Consider the following 22,772-nt stretch of genomic DNA (forward strand, 5'->3'; position numbering starts at 1 on the left):
CGCCCACGGGAGGGCGCCGAAAACATGAGGGGCGGCATGAGAAAAAGAGCGACGCGAGAGAGACCGATACGGGCGATCGCCCTGACCGTGGTCACGGCGATCACCATCTCCGTCCTACCGCAGGCGGCCTACGCGCTTCCGGCGAAGAACGGTGAGGGGGAGGGCAAGGGCTCGTCCGAGGGCCTGTTCGCCACCATCGGGAACTGGTTCGACAGCGACGGCGACGGCGACGCCGTTCCCGAAGCACCCGAGAGCGGCGGCGAACCGACCCTGCCGAGCCGCGAGAAGCTGCCCAAGGGCGCCCCGGCCGCGAAGGCCCACCGGGTCGCCGAACTGAGCGACCGGCGCACGACCCACGCACGGTACTGGCGCATGTCCGACGGCCGGGTGCAGGCCGAGGTGTCGGCCGTACCCACCGGCTACCGGACGGGCAAGAAGTGGCAGGCGATCGACCCCGCCATCAAGGCCGTCGACCGGCCGGGATACGCCTTCGCCAACACCACCAACACCGCCCGCACCTGGTTCGGCAAGAAGGCCGACGGCCTGGTGCGCTTCGAGACCTCCGACGGCCATGTCGTCACCCTCGGGCTGCCGGACGCCGGATCCCTCGCGCCGGTGGCCCGGGACAACCAGGTGACCTACCGCGACGCGGTGTCCGGCGCGGACCTCGTCTACGAGGTCGGTCCGGGGCGGGTGAAGGAGAACATCGTCCTTCGTGAACGCCCGGCCGGTCCGCTGTCGTTCACCTTCACGCTCGACACGGGCGGACTGACGCCCAAGGCCGGCGAGGACGGCGCCGTCCGGCTCTACGGCGAGGGCAAGGACCCCGTCCTTGAGCTGCCGCCCGCGTTCATGACGGACGCCAGGAAGGACGCCGAGTCCCCGTACGGCACGGCCCACAGCACCGACGTCACACAGAAGCTCACCCGCGCGGGCAAGAGCTGGAAACTGACGGTGACCCCGGACGCCGGCTGGCTCGCCGCCCCCGAGCGGCGGTTCCCGGTCACCATCGACCCGACGATCGCGATCTCGCCGCCGCCCTCGCAGGCCCAGGACGTGATGATCTCCTCGGACGGGCCGGGCGACAACTACGACACCAGCTGGCGGCTCTCCGTCGGCAACACCACCACCGGCAGTTCCCGGGCCCTGCTGCGGTTCCCGGTGAGCGGCATCCCGTCGGGCACCCGGCTCGACTCCGCCGATCTCCGGCTCTACTACGACCAGTCGCACACCACCAGCGCCGACGAGGTACGGCTGGAGGCGCACCGCGCCACGGCTGACTGGAACGAGTCGACCGCCACCTGGAACAGCGCCAAGGACCTGACCGGCGAGCTGTCCGGCACCTCCGTGGTCGTCGATGACGGCGACTCCGGCACCACGGCCGCCAAGGGATCCTGGCCGGCGTCCGGCAACACCACGTACACGCAGTACGCGGTGAACAAGGACTACCTGTACAACAAGGACTCGGTGGCCGGGGACACCTACACCTGGCAGCCGAACCTCCCCGAAACCGGCGACTATCTGGTCGAGGCGCACTCCGTGCCCGCCGAGGACCGGGCCACCAACGCGCCGTACACCGTGACGCACGACGGCGGCAGCACGGCGCGCACCGTCGACCAGCGCGCCGGGTCGGGCGGCGTGTGGCGGGCGCTGGGCACCTACCCGTTCAAGGCCGGCACGCTCGGCAAGGTCGTCCTGGGTGACGGTCCCGCCTCCACCTCGACCGCGGTGATCGCCGACGCCGTGCGCTTCACCCGGGGCGGCACCGTCCTGAAGAAGCCGGCGGAGGCCAACACCTGGCACTCCTTCCCGGTCACCAAGACCGTCCAGCAGTGGATCGACGGCACGTACGCCAACCACGGATTCGTGGTCAAGGCGGGCGACGAGAGCGCGACCGCGCCCAAGGGCGGCCCCCGTTACGAGGGCAGCGAGTTCGCCTACAACGGCGAGACGGTCAACTACCCGCGTCTCGTCCTCACTTACGGCCGCCCGAGCGTGGACCTGGCGGCGCCGAGCACCATCCACGCCACCGGCGCGGAGCTGAACTGGTCCGCGTACCAGGACCCTTCGGCGGACTCCGGTGACGACCTGGCCGAGTACCAGGTGCACCGCTCCGTCTTCCAGAACTTCGCCCCCTCGGCCTCCACCCTGGTCGCCCCGGTGGCACCCGGCACGACGGCCTTCACCGACAGCTCCGCCGTACCCACCCGCGCGGACGACGCCGACCCGCTCGGCCGCGCCTACTACTACATGGTCGTGGTGAAGACCCGGGACGGGCAGACGGTCCAGGGCCCGACCCGGCTGGTACGCCTGCCCAAGGCGGGCCGCACCATCAAACTGATCGAGGCGTCCCAGGACACCACGCTCACCGCGGGGCAGCCGACGCAGCCGCACGACACCATCGCGGACGGCGGCGCCTCGCACAACTGGCTCATGGCGGGCAACAGTTCGGCCACCTACGGCACCAGCCGGGCCGCGGTGAAGTTCCCCGCGCTGGGCATCCCCGCCACGGCACGGGTGCTGGACGCCCAGGTCAAGCTCTGGGGCTTCACCACCGTCACGGACACGGCGGGAGCCAGATACGAACTGCGCCCGCTCACACGTGCCTTCGACGAGGCGACCGCCACCTGGCAGAAGGCCGACTCCACCGCCTCCTGGACCACCGCGGGCGGTGACACCGGCAGCCCGGTGTCCGACCTCGGCTCCTTCACCAACGACCCGGCCAGCCGCGACTGGAACGTGTCCTCGATGGTGCAGGGCTGGGTGCGCGACCCCGCCACCCAGCACGGTGTGCTGATCAAGCTCGCCGACGAGGCCGGTCCCCAGGAACGCACCGTCTTCGTCTCCTCCGAGGGCGTCGAGCCGAGGCTGCGGCCCCGTATCGCGGTCACGTACATCGACTCCACCACCGAGTCGACGTACTACGCGCCCCAGACCCCGGCGCGGATCACCCCGAACAGCGACCACACCGTCGAGTTCACCCTCACCAACACCACCACGTCCGTCTGGAAGGCCGGCACCCACGCCCTGAGCTACCGGTGGGCGCTCCCGGACGGTACGGACGTCACCAACGGCGGCAACCAGCTCCAGACCGCCCTGCCCGCCGATCCGCTGCCCGGTGACTCGGTCACCGTCCAGGCCAAGATCCGCGCCCCCATCAACTCAGGCTCCGGCAACAAGCGCACCGAGTACGTCCTCACCTGGGACGTCCGGGACACTGCGGCGGGCACCTGGCTGTCGGGCACGGGCGGCATACCCGGTCTCCGGCAGAACGTCACCGTCGAGGACCCGACCTCGGACCAGCTCGGCCTGGAGAAGTACTACTCGTACAACGGCAAGAACACCGGCGCGGGTTCGTCGCTGATGAACAACACCGCCGCCGGGAACAGCGTCTGGCAGTACAACGCCCTCAGCAACCCGGGCCGCGGCCTGAACACCTTCGTCCGCTTCGCCTACAACACCCAGGACACCTCGGACACCGTCGCCGGTCACGGCTGGTCGGTGCAGGCCGCGGGGCCGATCCGGCTCGGCGCCCCGCTGGACTTCCACCCGAACCCGAACCCGCGCGAGGTCCGGCTGCCCGACGGGGACGGGACCACCCATGTCTTCCGGGCGCAGGACGACGGTACGTGGAAGGCGCCGGCCGGCGTCCACTTCCGGCTGTCGGCCAAACCGGGACTGGACTGCACCCCGGCGAAGGACCCGGTACCGGACGCCTGGACGCTGACGCGCCCGGACGGCACGCGGTTCCTGTTCGGCTGTGACGGCTACCAGACGTCCGTCGTCGACAAGAACGGCAACACCCAGACGTTCACGTACGAGGAACGCAAGTCCAACAACAAGCCGACGAAGTTCCTCAAGTACATCACCGACCCGGCCGGGCGGCAGACGCTCACCGCCGCCTACTACACCAAGTCGGACACCAGCAGCCCGAAGATCATCGACCACCTCAAGTCGATGACCGACATCTCGGGCCGCAAGCTGGCCTTCGAGTACTCCGACAAGGGACTGTTGACCAAGCTGACCGACGGCGCCGGTTCGTCCCAGCCGAAGGTCTTCGGCTTCACGTACGACGCCGAGCAGGGCAACAAGAACGTCAAGCTGGTCGAGATCACCGACCCGCGCGGCCAGACCACCGGCCTCGACTACTACTACCCGAGCGAGGGCGACGACCCGAAGTACCACTGGTGGACCCAGACCATCACCGACCGCATCGGCGGCACCACCGAGTTCGCCTACGCACCGGACACGGCCAACACCCGTTTCACGTCCACGGTGGTCACCGACGCGGAGGGCCACGACACCACCTACGTCACCGACGACTACGGGCGCCCGGTGCGGTCCGTCAACGCCAAGTCGCAGCAGACCCAGCTGGCGTGGGACGCGGACAACAACGTCACCTACATGGAGGAGAACAACGGGGCCGTCACCGCGTACTGCTACGACGCGCTTACCGGCTACCCGCTGTGGAAGCGCACCGCCGAGCACAACACGGGCGGCGTCCCGCCGCAGAGCGACTGCGCGCCCGGCACATACCCGGTCAACGCCCAGAAGTTCGAGTACGTCAAGCGGCTGGACGGCTACTCCTCCGACCTGTTCCGCAAGACATCGCCGCAGGGCCGCGCCTGGCAGTTCGGCTATGACACCTTCGGCAACCTGAAGACGGTCACCGACCCGAAGGGCGTCTCGACGCCCGCCGAGGGCGACTACACGACCCGGTACGAGTACGACGCCCACGGTCAGCTCACCAAGGCCACCGACGCCAACGGCAACTCCACGGTGAACAGCGAGTTCGTCCCGGCCGGTTACCCGGCGAAGATCACGGACGCGCTGAACAACAGCTCGGTCTACGAGTACGACGAGCGCGGCAAGGTCACCAAGACCACCGACCCGCTGGGCCACCGCACCACACAGACGTACGACACGTACGGCCGCCCGCTGGTCAGGACGGCGCCGAGGGACCAGGCCAAGAACGACCTGCTCACCATCCCGGCACCCGACTACGACGCCAATGACAACGTCACCAAGGCGATCGCGCCCACCGGAGCGGTCTCCACGGCGGTCTACGACGCGGCCGACCAGATCACCGAGGCCACCTCACCGCGGGACTCGCCGGCCGAACCCCTGCGCCGTACCACCTACACCTACGACAAAACCGGTCATCTGAAGACGACGACCGAGCCGAAGGGCGTGGCCACGCCCGACGTCCCGGACGACTACACCACCACCCAGAACCACGACGAGATCTACCAGCTCACCTCGGTGATCAACGCCGTCGGCGAGAAGATCTCGTACTCGTACGACGAGGTGGGCAACAACGTCAAGGTCGTCGACCCGAAGAAGAACAGGACGGCGGACCCCGACGACTTCTCGTCGAAGATGACCTACGACCTGGAGCACCGGGTCACCTCGGTCACCGACCCGCTGGGCAATGTGACGCACCGCGGCTACGACAAGGACGCGCTGGTCGTCTCCGACACGGACCCCGACGGCAACACCACCCTGTCCAGCTACGACGAGCGGGGCCGCAAGACCGAGGTCAAGGTCCCGCACTCGGGCACCGGCGGCGACACCACGTACCGGACCACCCGCTACGAGTACGACCAGGTCGGCAACGCCACCCGGGTGATCACCCCGCGCGGCACGGAGACCGCGAACGCCGACGACTTCACCAAGCGCACCGAGTACGACGCGCTGAACCGGCCGGTCAAGGAGTACCTGCCGTACAGCCCGTCGGACACCCGCTACAACGACCCGGATGTCTACACGCAGACGTTCTACGACGCGGCCGGCCGTGTCACCCGCAGCTCGCCGCCGCCCTCGGAGGGCCAGACGGTCCGCAACGACACCGAGTTCACCTACTACGACAACGGGTGGACCAGGAGCTCCACCGACCCGTGGGACATCCGGACCAGCTACGAGTACAACGACCTGGGGCTGCAGACCTCCCGGACGCTGAGTTCCGCCGGTGACTCCGTCAGCCGCACCATGGGCTGGAGCTACTACCCGAACGGCAAGCTGAAGGAGAAGACCGACGACGGCGTGCCGGTCGGCACCGCGGTGCCCCTCGTCGACAACTCCGACATCCAGCACACCGCCTCCACCGGCACCTGGACCACGGCGAGCCTCGCCGGTCAGCAGGGCTTCGACCACCGTGTGCACGCGGCCGGCAGCGGGACGGACGCGTACTCCTGGACGCTGAACATCCCGAAGAACGGCAAGTACACCGCCTACGTGAAGTTCCCGCAGGTCGCGGGCGCCAGCAAGGCCGCCAGGTACAAGGTCACCCACACCGGTGGAAGCACCGACAGGACGGTCGACCAGTCCACCGCGGCCGGCACCTGGGTCAGCCTCGGCACGTACGACTTCGGCCAGGGCAACGCGGCGAAGCTGGAGCTGTTCCAGGCCGCCGACGGCAAGGTCGTGGCCGACGGGGTCAAGCTGGTGCGCGACCTGACCGGCGACATCGACGCGGAGAAGCACCACTTCCGCTACGCCTACGACCTCAACGACAACCTCTCGCTGATCGACGACCTGTCGTCCGGCGCCGAGGTCGACAAGTACACGATCTCCTACACCGGCCTGAACCGGGTGTCGCGGATCACCGAGACCCTGGCCGGCCAGGAGAAGACGAGCACGGCCTACACCTACGACCCCAACGACCAGCCCGAGTCGATCACCCACCCCGACCAGTACTCGACGTACACCTACGACCTGAGGGAGAAGGTCAAATCGGTCTCGGTGGGCACGTCGCCCACGGACACCGACCCCAAGGTCACCTCGTACGCCTACACCGACCGCGGTGAGGTGCTGCGGGAGACCAAGGACAACGGCAACACCGTCGACAACGCCTACTTCCTCGACGGCACGGTGCGGTCCAGCGCGGAGAAGAAGGCCGACGGCACACTGGTCGCCTCGCACACCTACGCCTACGACGCCAACGGCAACAAGGCGAAGGACACGGCGAAGAAGATGAACGCCGACAACCACTCGGCGTATCTGGAGTCCACCACCGAGTACACCTACGACCCGGTCGACCGGATCGCCAAGTCGGTGAAGACCGGCAACGGCGCCGCCACGGAGACATACGTCCACGACGACAACGCCAACGTCGTCCAGCAGACCGTCGGCGGCACCGCCACGGACTTCCGTTACGACCGCAACCGGCTGCAGACGTCGACCAGCGCCGGGTCCGTCACCTCCTTCAACTACGACCCGCTGGGCCGTCAGGAGTCGACGTCCCAGGACGGGCAGGTCGTCTCGCGCAGCGTCTACGACGGCTTCGACCACGTCATCGAGTCCCAGCAGCGGGACGCGGACGGCGCGATGAAGTCGACGACGTACACCTTCGACCCGCTCGACCGCACCTCGTCCAAGACCGCCGACGGCAAGACCACCGACTACCGCTACCTCGGCCTCTCCCAGGAGGTGCTGACCGAGGAGGTGGCCGGCAAGCTCACCAAGTCCTACCAGTACAGCCCGTGGGGCCAGCGTCTGTCGCAGGTCAAGCACAACGAGAACGGGACGACCGAGGACGCGTACTACGGCTACAACAGCCACACCGACGTCGAGACCCTGACCGACGACAGCGGCAACACCAAGGCCACCTACGGCTACACGGCGTACGGCAACGACGACTCGTCGGAGTTCACCGGCATCGACAAGCCGGACGCCGCCGATCCGACCAAGGAGGAGTACAACTCCTACCGCTACAACGCCAAGCGGTGGGACGCCGGATCCGGCACGTACGACATGGGCTTCCGCGACTACGACCCGGGGCTGAACCGCTTCACCAGCCGGGACATGTACAACGGGGCCCTGGCCGACATGGGTCTGGGCAGTGACCCCTTCACCGGCAACCGCTACGCCTTCACCGGCGGCAACCCGATCAGCAACGTCGAGATCGACGGCCACTTCTTCGCCCTCGCCATCCCGGCGATCGCCGTGGCCTTCGTCGCCGCGGTCGTGGTCACGGTCGCCATCATCGCCGTCGCCGCCGCCGTCGAGTACGCCGTCAACGAGGTCCGGGAACGGATCGACGAGCGTTCCCGGGCGCGGGACGACACCGACGACCAGCCCGCACCCGACCCGCGGCGCGTCCCACGGCCCCAGCCGGAGCCCGATGACGACGACAACCGGTCCGGTTGCGGCGACGGCTGGATCAAGTACGGCGAGCGGGACGCGGCCAACGGCAACCGGGCCACGGCGGCGGAAGCCTGTCTGACGAAGGACTACCTGAAGAACAACAAGGGCACCGCCGTGGGTTCGAACCCGCCGGGATACCAGTGGGCACAGGACTTCGCCACGGGCAAGGGGCTGGACGCGCAGCGGAACGTCAACGCCTGCCACCTGATCGGCAACAAGCTCGCGGGCAAGGGCGTCCTGGCGAACCTCTCCCCGTGCGCCCGCGGCGCCAACGCCAAGCAGATCGGCTCCACGCAGGGCGAGGAGCACATGAGGGCGTACGAGAGCCTGGTCTACAACGCCGTGATGGCCGGCCAGGACGTCATGTACACCGTGTCGCCCCGCTACGACGGCAGCCGGACGGTGCCGACCGGGTACGACATGTCTGCGTACGGCGTCAATCCCGACGGCTCGGTCGGGATCAACTTCCAGGTGTTCATACCGAACGAACTGAGTACGGGAGACAATCTCGGCACACAGATGGACAGCGGCGGTGCGCCGACACCCACCGGGAACACCCCATGACACGGACCGCCGAGGATCGAATGGACACAGAGCGAGGTACCGATGAGTGAGCCGACCGACCTGGATGCCCTGCGACGGCTCATGCCGCCGCCGGCGGACGGGGGCACGACGGTCGACTGGACCGCCCTCACCACGTCGTGGGGCAAGCCGTTCCCGTCCGACTACCAGCGCTTCATGGAGGTCTACGGCGCCGGCGCGGTGCGGAACTACCTGTCGATCGGCAGGCCGGAGCCCAAGGTGCCGCTGGAACAGGCACCGCGGGACGGCATGGTGATCGAGTCGGCGAACGCCGAGGCCGACTGGGAGACGGAGGAGAAGACACCCGAGCTGGAGGGCACTTCTCCGGTGCTGATCACCTGGGGGGTCGACGCCACCGCGGACATGCTGTGCTGGGACGCGTCGGACGACGATCCCGCCAAGTGGCCGGTGGTGGTCTACCAGCGCAACGACTCGCTGTGGAGCCGCTACGACTGCGGGATGGTGGAATTCCTCGTCCGGAACTTCCGTGCCGCATGGCCGGAGAACCCACTGGGCGGCGAATTCCTCTGGAACGTGAGCGAGGTGACGTTCCAGCCACGGGGCTGACGCCCCGGCAGTGAGCCCAGCGCGTACGGAGGCCTGGACCGGTCACGGTCCGGGCCTTCCGCTCGCTCCGTCACTCACGTCCTGGAAGCGGTAGGTCCGGAGGGTGGCGCAGCGCGTCCAGTACGGCGCGCACCGACGCGCGGGGTGGTGAGCCGCGGCGGATCGCCGCCGTGATGGTGCGGGTCACGGGGGTCGCCAGTTCCCTGGTGGCGACGTGGTAACGGCGGTCGACCGCCAGGCCCGGCAGCAGTGCGATCGACAGCCCGGCCTCGACGTGCTGCAGGGTCATCATGTAGTTGCTGAACCGGCACACCACCCGGGGCTCGAACCCCGACTGACGGCACAGCCGTTGGGCGAGATTCGCCATGTACGACTGTGGCACGTCGAACGCCCACGGCTCGTCCGCGTAGGCCGAGAGCTCCGCGGCGCCACGTCCCGCCGCCGGATGCCCGGACGGAAGCACCAGCAGGATCGGGTCCTCGGCCAGCGGTACGAGGTCGAGGTCCGGCCCCAACGGCAGTTCGTCGAAGTCCGTGGTCGTGATGACGATGTCCGCGTCGCCGACCCGCAGCGCGGGCACGCTCTCGTGCGGCTCCAGCTCAAGCAGCTCGATCTCCAGGTGCGGATGCTCGCGCACCAGCCGGGTCACCGCCGGCACGGCCGTGGAGTGGATCGCGCTCTGGAACGCCCCCAGCCGTACCAGCCCGGCCGGTTCATCGCCGAACCCGCGCAGCTCCGTCTCGACGCTGTCCATGTGATCGAGGATGGCCCGTGCCCGGCGCGCGAGGATCAGTCCGGCCGAGGTCAGCCGCACCCGGCGGCCCGTTCGTACGAGGAGCTGTGTGCGCGTCTCGGCTTCGAGCACGGCGAGCTGCTGGGACACACTCGACGGGCTCAGGTTGGCGGCCTGGGCGACCGCCCGTACGGTGCCCAGTGTGTCCAGCTGGCTCAGCAGCCGGAGCCTCCAGGGGTTCATCATGCCCCCATCCTTGTGCGGTTTCACCGAACAGGACAGCCGGAATGGTGAGATGGACGGGTGACGCAAGGGCGACTTACCGTCACAGACATGGCTGCTTCCACGACCTCCCCGTCGTCCACCGACACCTTCTGGGCCGATGCCGAGAGGCACCTCGTCCGCTACGGCGGCGAGTTCACCCGGGAGATCATCGACCGCGCCGCCGGCAGTTTCCTGTATACCGCCGACGGCCGGAAGATCCTCGACTTCACCTCCGGCCAGATGAGCGCGATCCTCGGCCACTCACACCCGGAGATCGTCGCCACCGTCCAGCGGCAGGTCGCGACCCTCGACCATCTCTACAGCGGCATGCTCAGCCGTCCGGTGGTCGACCTCGCACGGCGGCTCGCCGACACGTTGCCCGCGCCGCTGGAGAAGGCGCTGCTGCTCACGACCGGGGCCGAGTCCAACGAAGCCGCGATCCGGATGGCCAAGCTCGTCACCGGCAAGCACGAGATCGTCTCGTTCGCGCGGTCCTGGCACGGGATGACGCAGGCCGCCGCGTCCGCCACCTACAGCACGGGGCGCAAGGGGTACGGTCCGGGCGCGCCGGGCAACTTCGCCATCCCCGTGCCGAACGTGTACCGGCCCGACTTCACCACGGCCGACGGCTCACTGGACTGGCGCCGCCAGCTGGACTTCGCCTTCGACCTGATCGACGCCCAGTCGACCGGCAGTCTGGCCGCGTGCCTGGTCGAGCCGATCCTCAGCTCGGGCGGCGTCATCGAGCCGCCGGCCGGGTATTTCGCGGCGCTGCGGGACAAGTGCCGGGAACGCGGCATGCTGCTGATCCTCGACGAGGCCCAGACCGGACTGTGCCGCACCGGGACCTGGTACGCGTTCGAGCGCGATGGCGTCGTCCCCGACATCCTCACGCTCTCCAAGACACTGGGTGCGGGGCTGCCCCTCGCGGCCGTGGTCACCAGCGCCGAGATCGAGCAGGAGGCGTACGAGCGCGGGTTCCTGTTCTTCACCACGCATGTCGCCGACCCGCTGGTGGCGGCGGTCGGCAACACCGTCCTCGACGTCCTGACCGGCGACAGGCTCGATGAGCGGGCGCGATCGCTCGGGGCGTTCCTGCGCCAGGGTCTGGCGGATATCGCCGGGCGCCATGAGGTCGTCGGCGACATCCGCGGCCGGGGCCTGCTGGCCGGGCTCGAACTCGTCGTCGACCGGGAGACGAAGCAGAGTTCGGACGAGCTGGGCGCGCGGGTCACCCGGCGCTGTCTGCGACTCGGCCTGCACATGAACATCGTCCAACTCCCCGGCATGGGCGGCGTCTTCCGGATCGCACCGCCGCTGACCGCCACCGAGGACGAGCTCTCGCTCGGCCTGTCGATTCTGGACGAGGCGATCGGCGACGCCTGCGCCGTCCGCTGACAGTGACTCCACTGACGTGCGGCTGTCGGCCAAGCAGTACAACGGCACTGCTCAGGAATGGGCGACCGACGGATTCACGGCGTCGAACACCATGACCCCGGCCTCGGGATCGAGGAAGAACGTCGCTTCGAACGTTCCTCCCGTCACCTGGGAGGTGAATCCCTTGCTCACCTCCCAGGCCACCCCCTCGGGCACCCTGGAGGAGATCCCCGCCAGGGTGGCAGGAGCCTCCTCGGCCGGCACCCAGTCGTACTCCTGCTGGAGCCGCTCGGCATCAGCGTCGGCCAGTTGGGCCACGCCGGAGACACGGAAGTCCGTGGGTCCGGGCATCTCCGACGGCCTCCCGAGGACCTTCGTGACCCATTCGACGGCGGTGATGTCCCCGAACTCCGGGAATCGTTCGAGAACCGGCTCCTTGTCCCGCTCGATCGTCGCCGCCGGCTCCGCCGTCTCCGGCGAGCGGGCCGAGGACCCCGCGGGGCTCCGGACACTCGCCGTGTCTGCCGCACCGCCGCCACAGCCGGTGATCAGTGCCAGTGCCAGTGCCGCGACCAGCATGGCTCCCCCGCGTGTCCGACGGACGTCACCGCGGGCCATTGGTCACCACCGTGCTGCTTCCCACGTCTCCCCGTTCCCGCGTTCCATGTGACGACTCGGGTGAGTGATCCGCTCACCATGAACGGTTCCGCCCGGCCGAGCATAGCGAAGCGCCCGTTGTCGTTGTCCGACGCAACCGACGCGCTGCCCCGCCCTACGCGCTCTCCCGCGCCATGACCGCCGGGTCGTACAGCACCCGCTGCGGTGGTTGAGCCGCTGGATCCTCCAGCCGCTGGAGCAACAGCCGGCCGATACCTTGCCCCTGCTCCCGTGGTCGCACCGACACCGTGGTGAGGGAGGGCGATATGAGCGCCGCGGCCTCGATGTCGTCGAAGCCCATCACCGCCACGTCATCCGGAACACGCAAGCCGTGGGACCGGGCCGTGTCCAGTGCGCCGATGGCCACCATGTCGTTGGTGCAGATGACGGCTTCCGGCGGGTGCGAGAGCTCAAGCAGCCGGCCCATGGCCTCGGCCCCGCCGTCCCTGCTGAATCGGGTACGCGCCACATAGATCGTGCGGAAACGAACGTGCGCTTCTGACAACGCTTTGCGGTACCCCGCGACTCGGTCCGCCGGCGGGCCTTCCCGCTCGGGTCCGGTGATGAAGCCGATCCTGCGGTGCCCGCGGTCGAGCAAATGGCGGGTCGCGAGTTCACCCGCCGCGATGTCGTCGGTGGAGAGCACATCCACCCCCGGGCCCGGGGTACCCACGCCGACCAGCACCACAGGGATGCCGCTGGCCAGCACCGGGGCGACATCGCGGACATGGTTGAAGTAACCGGCGAAACCAATGCCGTCGACGCGACGCGTGATCATCTGTTTGAGCGCGGCCTGCTCACTTCGCGGGTCGCCGTCCGTGTTGCAGACGATCACCTGGTAGCCGGCGGCGGCTCCCACGTCCTGCAGGCCGCGGGCGAGTGACGTGTAGAAGGGGTTGGTGATGTCCGGAATGATCAGCGCGAGCGTGTGCGAACGCCGCGTACGCAAACTCCGGGCCACCTGATTCGGCTCGTAGCCCAGTTCACGCACGATGTTCAGGACGTGCTCGCGTGTCTTCTCCGCCACGTGGCGACGGCCGGAGAAGACATGGGAGACCGTCGTGATACTGACGCCGGCCTCGCGTGCCACATCGGTGATATTGACGTGCCCGCGAGTGTCAGACCCGGTCACTCTGCCTCCGTCTCCCCTTCGGCCCCGGAGGGTACCCCAACAGCTGACGCACGGTTATTGACTCCCTCGTGAACACCGTGGCACCGTCGTGTGTCATCCGCGTACAAAACCTTTTGCATCCATGCTATCGGCAGGAGCGCGCTGATGTACCGCAGATCTGTCTCCAGGGCCGTCGGCCTTGTGGTGGCCGCCGCACTCACCGGCTCACTGGCGGCTTGCTCATCCGGCGAAGGCAGTGCCAGTGGCAAGGTGAGCATCACGGTGCAGGGCCTGCCGCCGAAGAGTGACACGGCGAGCCGGAAGGCCTTCCAGGCCAGGGTCGCCGCGTTCGAGAAGGCGAACCCGGCCATCACGGTCCAGGCCACGGACAGCACATGGGACCCGCGGACCTTCGCCGCGAAACTGGCCGGCGGTTCCGCGGAGACCGTGATCACGGTGCCACTCACCGAACCGCAGGGTCTGATCACCCGCCGTCAGGTCAAGGACATCACCTCCGAGCTCACGTCCTGGCCGCAGTACAGCGAGTACAACCAGAAGCTGCTGGCGCCCACCAAGGACGCGGCCGGGAAGGTGTACGGCCTCACCGCGCCCGGCGCGGCCTACAGCATGGGGCTGGTCTACAACCGGGCGCTCTTCACCAAGGCCGGTCTTGACCCCGACCAGCCGCCCACGACGTGGGAGGAGGTGCGTCAGGCCGCGAAGGCCATCCATGACAGGACGGGAAAGGTCGGCTACGCCGAGACGACCACCAACAACACCGGTGGCTGGCACCTGACGTCGTACACCTACTCCCGCGGGGGCACGATGGAGGAGAAGCGGGGAGACAAGTACGTCGCCGCCTTCACCGGGGAACCGACCAGGAACGCCCTCCAGTTGCTCCACGACATGCGTTTCGTCGACAACTCCATGGGTGGCAACCAGCTCCAGAGCCAGATGGACGTCCAGCGCCGCTTCGCCGCCGGCGAGGCGGGCATGTTCATCGACGGTCCGAACGCGGTGGGCCCGGTGGTGCAGCAGTACGGTGGCCGGCTGAAGGACTTCGGCATTGCCGCCATGCCGCAGGACGGCGGCAATGCCACACAGCTGGGCGGCACGGTCGTCATGGTCAGCGCCAGGGCCACCACGGCTCAGACGTCGGCCGCCGTCAAGTGGATCCTGGCGGAGTACGTGAAGGCTCACTACGACCCCAAGGAGGCGGTGAAGCGCGACCGGATGACCTCCGCCGACCCCGAGATCCTCATCGGGGTGCCCAGCGTGGCCGCCTTCTCCGAGACCGTGCGGCAGAAGGTCAACGAGGCGCGCAAACCGTACGTGAACGTACCGCTGAGCAACTTCCGGCCCTACACCGACAACAACCCCAGGCTGAAGCTGCTGACCGAGCCGCCGGTGGCCGCGCAGAAGATCTACGCCGCACTCGACCCGGTCGTCCAGGCGGTGCTCACCAAGGAGGACGCCGACCCGGCCGCACTCCTGGAAAAGGCCGCGAGGCAGGTGTCGTCGGAGCTGGAGCGTGGGCAGTGAGCTCCCTGGACGTGCGGACGCCCCCGCGCGGCAGGACGGTCCGCGGAGCGGACGCCGCCATGGAGCAGGACCCGCCCCGCACAGCGCGACGGCGGCTGCGCAACGACCTGGTGGCACTGGCGTTCCTGCTCCCCGCGTTGTTCTGCTTCGGTTACTTCGCCTGGTGGCCGGTGGTCAAGGGACTTGAACTGTCCTTCCAGCAGACCAATCTCGTCGATCCGGCACAGTGGGTCGGCCTGCGCAACTTCCACCGCATCATCGAAGATCCGCTGCTGACCACGGCCGTCAGGAACACCCTGCTGTTCGCCGGGCTCGCCCTGGTCATCGGTTTCCCGCTGCCCCTGCTGCTCGCCGTGCACATGTCGACGCTGCGTCGCCTCGCGGGTCTGTACCGGTACCTGGTGTACCTGCCGGTGATGCTGCCCCCGGTGGTGGGCGTCCTGCTGTGGCAGATGTTCTACGAGCCGGACCACGGCCTGTTCAACCAGGTCCTGGGGCTGGCCGGCCTGGGCCCCTACCCATGGTTGCAGTCGACGCGCTCGGCCATGTTCAGCCTGGTGCTGGAATCGACCTGGGCCGGCATGGGCTCGGCCACGCTGATCTATCTGGCAGCGATCACCCGCGTCCCGCCGGAGCTGTACGAGGCAGCCGAGACCGATGGGGCCCTCGTCTGGCGCCGCGTCTGGCACATCACTCTGCCCCAACTCCGGGGTACCGTCCTGCTGTTGTTGCTGCTGCAGCTCATCGGGACGCTGCAGGTGTTCGCCGAGCCGTACCTGATGACGGACGGCGGCCCGGAGAACGCCACCGTCACCGTGCTCCTCCTCGTCTACCGCTACGCCTTCGTCGACGGCGACTACGGCGCCGCGAGTGCCATGTCGCTGCTGCTGGCGGTGGCACTGTCACTGCTGTCCGCTCTGTACCTCTGGTCCACCCGCCGCTGGAGCAGCTCATGAGCCTGATCACCGAAGCCGGCAAGAGCCCGGCGCCCGCGAGTACGGCTCACCGCCGCACAGACGCCGAGCCGGTGAGCCGGCTGATCTCTCCGCACGACCGGCGACGGCCCGCGGTGCGGATCGGACTGCGCGCCACCGAGGCCGCCGTCCTGGCACTTCTGGTGCTCTTCTGTGCCGGGCCGGTCTTCTGGATGCTGAAGGCGGCTGTCTCCCCGGCGAGTGACATCGTGTCGTACCCGTTGTCGCTCTGGCCCTCCCGGACTCGATTCGGCAACCTGGCCGCTGCCCTGACCGACCTGGAGATCGGCCGTTACCTGCTCAACAGCGTCCTCCTCGCCCTCGGCTGTCTGATCGCGCAGCTGATCGTGTCGACCAGCGCCGGCTTCGCACTGTCCGTGCTCAAGCCCCGCTACGGCAAGGTCGTGTACGCGCTGGTGCTGGCCACCTTGCTGGTCCCGGCGACCGTAAGCCTGGTTCCGCTCTACCTCACCGTGCAGAACATGCCGCTGCTGGGCGTCAACCTCATCGACTCGTTCTGGGCGATCTGGCTGCCCGCCGGTGCCAACGCCTTCAACGTGCTGCTCGTGAAGCGCTTCTTCGACGGTATCCCCGCCGAACTGTACGAGGCGGCACGGGTCGACGGCGCGGGCCCACTCACCCTGCTGTGCCGAATAGTGCTGCCGATGTCCCGGCCTGTTCTGGCGGTGGTGTCGCTCTTCACCCTCGTCGCGTCGTGGAAGGAGTTCATCTGGCCGCTGATCGCACTCACCGACCCACAGAAGCAGCCCATCTCGGTCGCTCTGCCCGTCATCGCCAAGACATCCGACCAAGGACTGCTCATCGCCGGTCTCTTCCTGGCGAGCGTGCCACCACTCCTGCTGTTCGTCGTCTTCCAGCGACAGGTGGTCGCCGGAGTCGGCGGCGAGACCGGCTCGAAGGGCTGAGCACCAGGGACCCGCCCAGGTGTCTCGCGCACGGCATGCGGACCGAGGACGACACGGACGTCACGGCCCGCGCTCGAACAGTCCGGACGGGCTCCCGCCCGCGCCGGAATCGCACCTCACAGAACGCGGAGAAACATGACTGGGCACCACCCGGACCGCCTCCTCGACGCCACGGGCTCTCTTCCGCAGGCCAGCCCTCCATGGACGCACCGCGACAGCCTGCGCGTCACCGGAGTGCGGGCGATCGTCACAGCACCGGAGGGCATGCCTCTGGTGGTCGTGCGCGTGGACACATCGGACGACGGGCTCCACGGACTCGGCTGCGCCACCTTCACCCAGCGCTATGAGGCGGTGGTCGCCGCCGTTGAGCGGCACATGGCACCGCTCGTGATCGGCCGGCACCCCGCCGACATCGAGGACATCACCAGACTGGTGCACTACTCGTCCTACTGGCGCAACGGACCGGTGCTCAACAACGCGCTCTCCGGCATCGACCAGGCGTTGTGGGACCTCGCCGGCAAGCGCGCCGGACTGCCGGTGTACGAACTGCTCGGCGGACGCACCCGGGCGGCGATCGAGGTCTACAGCCACGCCGCGGCTCCCACGATCGAGGCCACCCTCGACCGGGCCGAAGAGCTCATCGCCCGCGGCTACCGGAACGTACGACTGCAGACGGGCCAGCCGGGCGTGGGGACATACGGCGCTCCGGGCGCTCCCGGAGGCTACCCGCGCTCACCGCACCCCGACGGCTGGGACGTCGAGCGCTATGTGCGTACCACCCCCGCGCTCTTCGCCGGCGCCCGGCAGCGGCTGGGGCAGGAGATCAATCTCATGCACGACGTGCACAGCCGGCTCACCCCGAAACAGGCGGTGGTCCTGGCCCGTGCGCTGGAGCCGTACGGGCTGTCGTTCTTGGAGGACGTCATCGCACCCGAGCACTACGACCGGCTGCCGGAGGTCCGCGCCGCTTCCCCGGTGCCCATCGCGGTGGGCGAGCAGATCGGCTCGGTGACCGATGCGGCCCGGCTGATCAAGGACGGCGGTGTGGACCTGCTGCGGTTGCACACCTCCTCGGTGGGCGGGCTGACCCCGACCCGCAAGCTCGTCGCACTGGCCGAACTCTGCGGCGTACGGACCGCGTTCCACTCACCCGGCGACATCTCCCCGGTGGGAGTGGCAGCGAACCTCGCTGTCGACATCTCCACTCCCGCGTTCGGTTTCCAGGAGTCGCACGAGTACAACGACGCCACGCACGAGATCTTCTCCGGCACTCCCGTGGTGAAGGACGGCCACCTCACTCCGTCCGAGAAGCCCGGCTGGGGCGTGGAACTGGACGAGAAGGCGGCGGCGCAGTATCCCCCGACGAGGTTTCTGCACGAGGCATGGGCGGCACGCGTGCGTCGCCCCGACGGCGGACTCGAGGCGCCGTGACGCGCCGGATGACGAGCGGCGAGGCCCATCGGCCGAGACGGGTGCTGGTCACCGGTGCTGCCGGGCTGATCGGGCGCGCCGCTACCGGATTGCTTCGTTCCCACGGGGTCAGGGCCACCGCGCTCGTGCTCGACGACCCCGGTGACCTGTCGGTGGACCGGGTGGTCACCGGAGACGCCGGTGACCCGGTGACCGTGCGCGAGGCACTGGCCGGCGTGGACGCCGTCATTCACCTCGCGGCGCTGCCCTCGCCGCGACACGGCACTCCGCTGGAGGTGTTCGGCGGCAACACCCGCGCCACCTTCGTCGTACTGGAAGAGGCCGGTCGGGCCGGTGTCAACCGGGCGATGATCGCCAGCAGTTACTCGATTCTCGGCATCGCCTGGGCCACCACCCGGCTGCACCCCGCGTACTACCCGATCGACGAAGAGATCCCGCTGGAGATCACCGACCCGTACGCGCTGTCGAAACAGGCCGACGAGGCCACGGCCCAGATGATGAGCCGCCGCCACGGCATGGACATCGTCGCCATTCGCTACCCCTTCGTCTCCAACGAGACACGACTGTCCGCACGGCTGGCCGCGACCCTCGCCGACCCCGGCGCGACAGCTGCCGACTCCTGGGCCTACCTCGACGTCGACGACGCGGCCGAAGCCGCCTGGCGGGCCGTCACGGTGCCGCTGCGCGGCTTCCACACCGTGTTCACCGCGGCACCGGACACCCTCGCCCCCTACTCCACCGAGGAGTTGATCGCCGCCTACCACCCCGACACCCCGCTACGCCGGCCCATTCCCGGTCGGCAGACCCCCATCGATACCACGGCGGCGACCCGGCTGCTCGGCTTCACCGCGCGGGCGATGACCGGGCTGGAAGAGCGTCCGCTCGGCCCGGCCGCCGGCTGACGGCCGGACACGGGCCCGGCATCCCGCACCCCGCACCCCGCACCGAAAGGAGCACCAAGTGAATTCACCCATCAGATCTCTGAGAATGCTGAGAAAAGCGGTTGCCACGGCCGGTGTCAGCGCCCTGCTCGTCCTGGGCGGCGTGCTCGACCCGACCGCTCCGTCCGCGACCGCCGCCTCCGGCACGGCCGTCGGCGGCAGCGGCGCGGATCTGCCCTACAGCGAGGTGCAGGCGGAGCGATCGGCCACCAACGGCACCGTGATCGGGCCGAGTTACACCCCGGCAGAACTGGCGGCCGAAGCGTCGTACCGGAAGGCCGTGACGCTCCGGGGCAGCGGCAGGTACGTCACGTTCACCACACCGGTGGCCACCAACTCGATGGTCTTCCGCTACAGCATCCCCGACACCCCGGACGGTTCGGTCTACACCGCCCCGCTGTCGCTGTACATCAACGGCGTCAAGCAGCCCGACTTCACGCTGACCAACGCCTACAGCTGGTACTACGGCGCCTATCCGTTCACCAACACGCCGGGCACCAGGCCGCACCACTTCTACGACGAGGCGCACCGGCTGTTCTCCACGACCTATCCGGCCGGCACCACCTTCACGCTGCAGGTCGCCGACACGCCCGGCGCCGCCGCCTCCTACACCATCGACTTCGCCGACTTCGAGAAGGTCGACGCCGCCCGGTCACAGCCCGCCGGCTCGGTGTCGGTCACCAGCAAGGGGGCTGACGCCTCCGGTGCGAACGACTCCACCAGCTCGTTCAAGGCCGCGATCAGCGCGGCCGGACCCGGCGGCACCGTATGGATACCGCCCGGCACGTACAAGATCCCGGGCCACATCGCCGTCGACGACGTCACGATCGCGGGCGCCGGAATGTGGTACTCGAAGGTCACGGGCAGCGCGCCCGGCTTCTACGGAAACTACGCGCCCTCGGCGAGCACCGACGTGCACCTGCGGGACTTCGCGATCTTCGGCGATGTCCAGGAGCGCGACGACGCCGATCAGGTCAACGGCATCGGCGGCACGATGAGCGACTCCACGGTGGAACGCGTGTGGATCGAGCACATGAAGGTCGGGGCCTGGATGGACGGTCCCCTCGACAACCTGACCTTCAGCCGGCTGCGCATTCGGAACGTGACCGCCGACGGCGCCAACTTCCACGGCGGGGTGACCCATTCAGTCTTCACCGACAGCGACATCCGCAATACCGGTGACGACGGCATCGCCGCCTGGTCCCACGCGGGCAAGGGTGCCGACGCCTACAACACCATCTCCCGCAACACCGTGGGAATGCAGACCCTCGCCAACGGCATCGCCGTCTACGGCGGCCACGACAACACCGTCAGCGACAACCTGGTGCGGGACACCGGCTTCGCCGGGGGCGGCGGCATCCATGTCGGCCAGCGGTACGACTCCACACCGGTCGGCACCACCACGATCTCCCGCAACACCCTGATCCGTAACGGCAATCTCTCACCGACCTGGCAGTTCGGCATCGGCTCGCTATGGTTCGACGGCAGCGAAGGCGCGATAGCCGGACCCATCAACGTCAGCGACACACTGATCCAGCAGAGCCCGTACGAGGCGGTGCAGTGGGTCGAGGGCACCGTCAGCAATGTGAACCTCACCGACGTCACCATCGAGGGAACCGGCACGTTCGCCCTTCAGGTACAAACACCGGGTTCCGCGAAGGTCACCAACGTCAAGGCGAACGGCGTCGGCGCTCCCTCCCCGGTCTACAACTGCCAGGGCAGCGCGTTCGCCCTCACCGACGGCGGCGGCAACTCCGGGATCAGCGGCACGCCGTACTGCGGCGCCTGGCCCGCCCCGGTCTTCCCGCCCTACTTCCTGGGCGCCGGCCCGCAGTCCGCGGCGCGGGCTCTTCACGCTCTGCCGACCGGAGGTCGCCCATGACGGTGCAGGAAACCGATGTCCTCGTGGTCGGCGGCGGCCTCGGCGGTGTCGCCGCCGCGCTCGCCGCCGTCCGGCTCGGCCGTCGCGTCGTGCTGACGGAGGAATCGCCGTGGCTCGGCGGCCAGATCACCTCCCAGGCCGTGCCGCCTGACGAGCACCCGTGGATCGAGCAGCAAGGTGCCACCCGCAGCTACCGGCGGCTACGGCAGAACATTCGCGAGTTCTACCGGCGCAACTACGACCTCAACGAGGACGCCCGCACCGCACCGCTGCTGAATCCTGGCGGGGGTGCGGTCAGCGCCGTCTGCCACGAGCCGCGCGTCGGCGTCATCGCCATCGAGGAACTGCTCGCCCCCTACCGGGCCGACGCCCAGCTCAGGGTGGTGGAACAGCACGAACCGGTGGCCGTACACACCGACGGCGACCGGGTGAGTGCTGTCACCCTGCGGTCCAAGGTGTCCGGCGACGAATCGACCGTGAGCGCTCCGTACGTCCTGGACGCCACGGAACTGGGTGACGTGCTGGAACTCGCGGGCATCGAGCACGTCACCGGAGCGGAGAGCCGCGACGAGACGGGAGAACTACACGCGCCGGACGGCCCGGCCAACCCGCTGGACCAGCAGTCCTTCACCTGGTGCTTCGCCATGGACTACCACCCGGACGGCGATTTCACCATCGACCGCCCCATCGACTACGCCTTCTGGCGCGACTACCGGCCGGCCTGCTGGCCGGGCCCGCTGCTGTCCTGGCAGGACGTGCATCCGCGAACGCTCGCACCACGGCATCAGGCGGTCTTCGAGCACGAGGACTCGCCGCGCGGCCACCCCGCTCCGGACCGTTGGAACTACCGCCGCGTCTTCAGCGCCGCGCACTACGAACCCGGCCGCTACAGGAGCGACATCTCCCTGGTCAACTGGCCACAGATCGACTACATGGCCGGTCCGCTGACCGGCGTGGACGAGCAGACCCGGCAGCGCCACCTGGCCGCCTCCCGACAGCACAGTCTGTCCTTCCTGTACTGGATGCAGACCGAAGCGCCACGACTGGACGGCGGCACAGGCTATCCGGGTCTGCGGCCGCGCGGCGACGTCCTGGGCACCGGCGATGGGCTCGCCATGCGCCCCTACATTCGTGAATCACGCCGTATCCAGGCCGAGTTCACGGTCCTGGAGCAACATGTGGGGGTCGAGGCACGTGCACAGGCGGGGCTCCCCGTCGGGTCGGAGATCTTTCCCGACTCCGTCGGCGTCGGCTCGTACCGCATCGACCTGCACCCGAGCACCGGAGGCCCGGACGGCCCCCATTCGTACATCGACATCGCCGACTACCCGTTCCAGATCCCCCTGGGCGCGCTGATTCCGCGGCGTGTGGAGAATCTGTTGCCGGCCAACAAGAACATCGGAACCACACACATCACGAACGGCTGTTACCGGCTCCATCCGGTGGAGTGGAACATCGGTGAGGCCGCCGGGGCGCTGGCCGCGCACTGCCTCAACACCGGAACCGTCCCCCGGAAGGTCCGCAACGATCCGGCGTGCCTGGAAGCCTTCCAGCACGTACTGACCGGAGTGCTGGGCTTTCAGCTCGGCTGGCCCGAGCACGTCAGAACCGCGCGGCAGTGAGGCTCGCGCCCCACATCC

13 protein-coding genes are annotated in these 22,772 nt (G+C 68.7%); 10 read left to right on the forward strand and 3 right to left on the reverse strand.

The genetic code is table 11. From position 1 onward, the window contains the following. The first annotated feature begins 36 nt into the window (after nt 1-36). Both ACFRKB_RS21215 and ACFRKB_RS21220 read left to right on the forward strand, forming a co-directional pair. The gene (locus ACFRKB_RS21215; protein WP_383107748.1) at nt 37-8,709 is read left to right on the forward strand and encodes a golvesin C-terminal-like domain-containing protein; all 8,673 of its coding nucleotides are present in this window, start codon (nt 37-39) and stop codon (nt 8,707-8,709) included. Between the two features lie 42 nt (nt 8,710-8,751). Continuing rightward, nucleotides 8,752-9,294 (forward strand): SMI1/KNR4 family protein, encoded by a 543-nt coding sequence (locus ACFRKB_RS21220; protein ID WP_383107749.1) that lies wholly within the window; start codon nt 8,752-8,754, stop codon nt 9,292-9,294. A gap of 70 nt (nt 9,295-9,364) precedes the next feature. Here ACFRKB_RS21220 and ACFRKB_RS21225 read toward each other — a convergent pair whose 3' ends face one another. Beyond that, nucleotides 9,365-10,273, reverse strand: coding sequence for a LysR family transcriptional regulator (locus ACFRKB_RS21225; protein WP_383107751.1), 909 nt, complete (start codon nt 10,271-10,273; stop codon nt 9,365-9,367). 87 nt (nt 10,274-10,360) lie between these two features. Here ACFRKB_RS21225 and ACFRKB_RS21230 point away from each other — a divergent pair, with 87 nt between their 5' ends. Next, a complete protein-coding gene (locus tag ACFRKB_RS21230) occupies nt 10,361-11,689 on the forward strand; it encodes an aspartate aminotransferase family protein (protein ID WP_383107752.1) in 1,329 nt (442 codons plus the stop codon). Between the two features lie 51 nt (nt 11,690-11,740). Here ACFRKB_RS21230 and ACFRKB_RS21235 read toward each other — a convergent pair whose 3' ends face one another. After that, nucleotides 11,741-12,247 carry a hypothetical protein gene (locus tag ACFRKB_RS21235; RefSeq protein ID WP_383107754.1) on the reverse strand — a complete coding sequence of 169 codons (507 nt, stop codon included), beginning with the start codon at nt 12,245-12,247 and terminating at the stop codon, nt 11,741-11,743. 193 nt (nt 12,248-12,440) lie between these two features. Beyond that, a complete protein-coding gene (locus ACFRKB_RS21240) occupies nt 12,441-13,457 on the reverse strand; it encodes a LacI family DNA-binding transcriptional regulator (protein WP_383107756.1) in 1,017 nt (338 codons plus the stop codon). Between the two features lie 144 nt (nt 13,458-13,601). Between ACFRKB_RS21240 and ACFRKB_RS21245 the strand changes: the two genes are divergently transcribed. The 7 genes from ACFRKB_RS21245 to ACFRKB_RS21275 all read left to right on the forward strand — a co-directional run bounded on the left by ACFRKB_RS21245 (nt 13,602) and on the right by ACFRKB_RS21275 (nt 22,754). Further along, complete coding sequence (locus ACFRKB_RS21245; RefSeq protein WP_383107757.1) at nt 13,602-14,978, forward strand: ABC transporter substrate-binding protein; 1,377 nt, start codon at nt 13,602-13,604, stop codon at nt 14,976-14,978. Further along, entirely contained in the window at nt 14,975-15,934 is a 960-nt protein-coding gene (locus tag ACFRKB_RS21250) for a carbohydrate ABC transporter permease (protein WP_383107759.1), read from the forward strand. The genes ACFRKB_RS21245 and ACFRKB_RS21250 overlap by 4 nt, the downstream gene beginning before the upstream one ends. Beyond that, nucleotides 15,931-16,878, forward strand: a complete 948-nt coding sequence (locus tag ACFRKB_RS21255; protein WP_383107760.1) for a carbohydrate ABC transporter permease — start codon at nt 15,931-15,933, stop codon at nt 16,876-16,878. Before ACFRKB_RS21250 ends, ACFRKB_RS21255 begins: the two co-directional genes overlap by 4 nt. Before the next feature lie 135 nt (nt 16,879-17,013). Further along, nucleotides 17,014-18,309, forward strand: coding sequence for an enolase C-terminal domain-like protein (locus ACFRKB_RS21260; protein WP_383107762.1), 1,296 nt, complete (start codon nt 17,014-17,016; stop codon nt 18,307-18,309). A gap of 8 nt (nt 18,310-18,317) precedes the next feature. After that, a complete protein-coding gene (locus ACFRKB_RS21265; RefSeq protein ID WP_383107902.1) occupies nt 18,318-19,211 on the forward strand; it encodes an NAD-dependent epimerase/dehydratase family protein in 894 nt (297 codons plus the stop codon). Between the two features lie 85 nt (nt 19,212-19,296). Beyond that, on the forward strand, nt 19,297-21,132 hold the full coding sequence (locus tag ACFRKB_RS21270) for a right-handed parallel beta-helix repeat-containing protein (RefSeq protein ID WP_383107764.1): 1,836 nt from the start codon (nt 19,297-19,299) through the stop codon (nt 21,130-21,132). Beyond that, entirely contained in the window at nt 21,129-22,754 is a 1,626-nt protein-coding gene (locus ACFRKB_RS21275) for an FAD-dependent oxidoreductase (protein WP_383107765.1), read from the forward strand. The genes ACFRKB_RS21270 and ACFRKB_RS21275 overlap by 4 nt, the downstream gene beginning before the upstream one ends. The last annotated feature ends 18 nt before the right edge of the window (nt 22,755-22,772 follow it).

This window comes from Streptomyces scopuliridis, from assembly GCF_042790125.1.
In the GTDB taxonomy this organism is placed as follows: domain Bacteria; phylum Actinomycetota; class Actinomycetes; order Streptomycetales; family Streptomycetaceae; genus Streptomyces; species Streptomyces scopuliridis_A.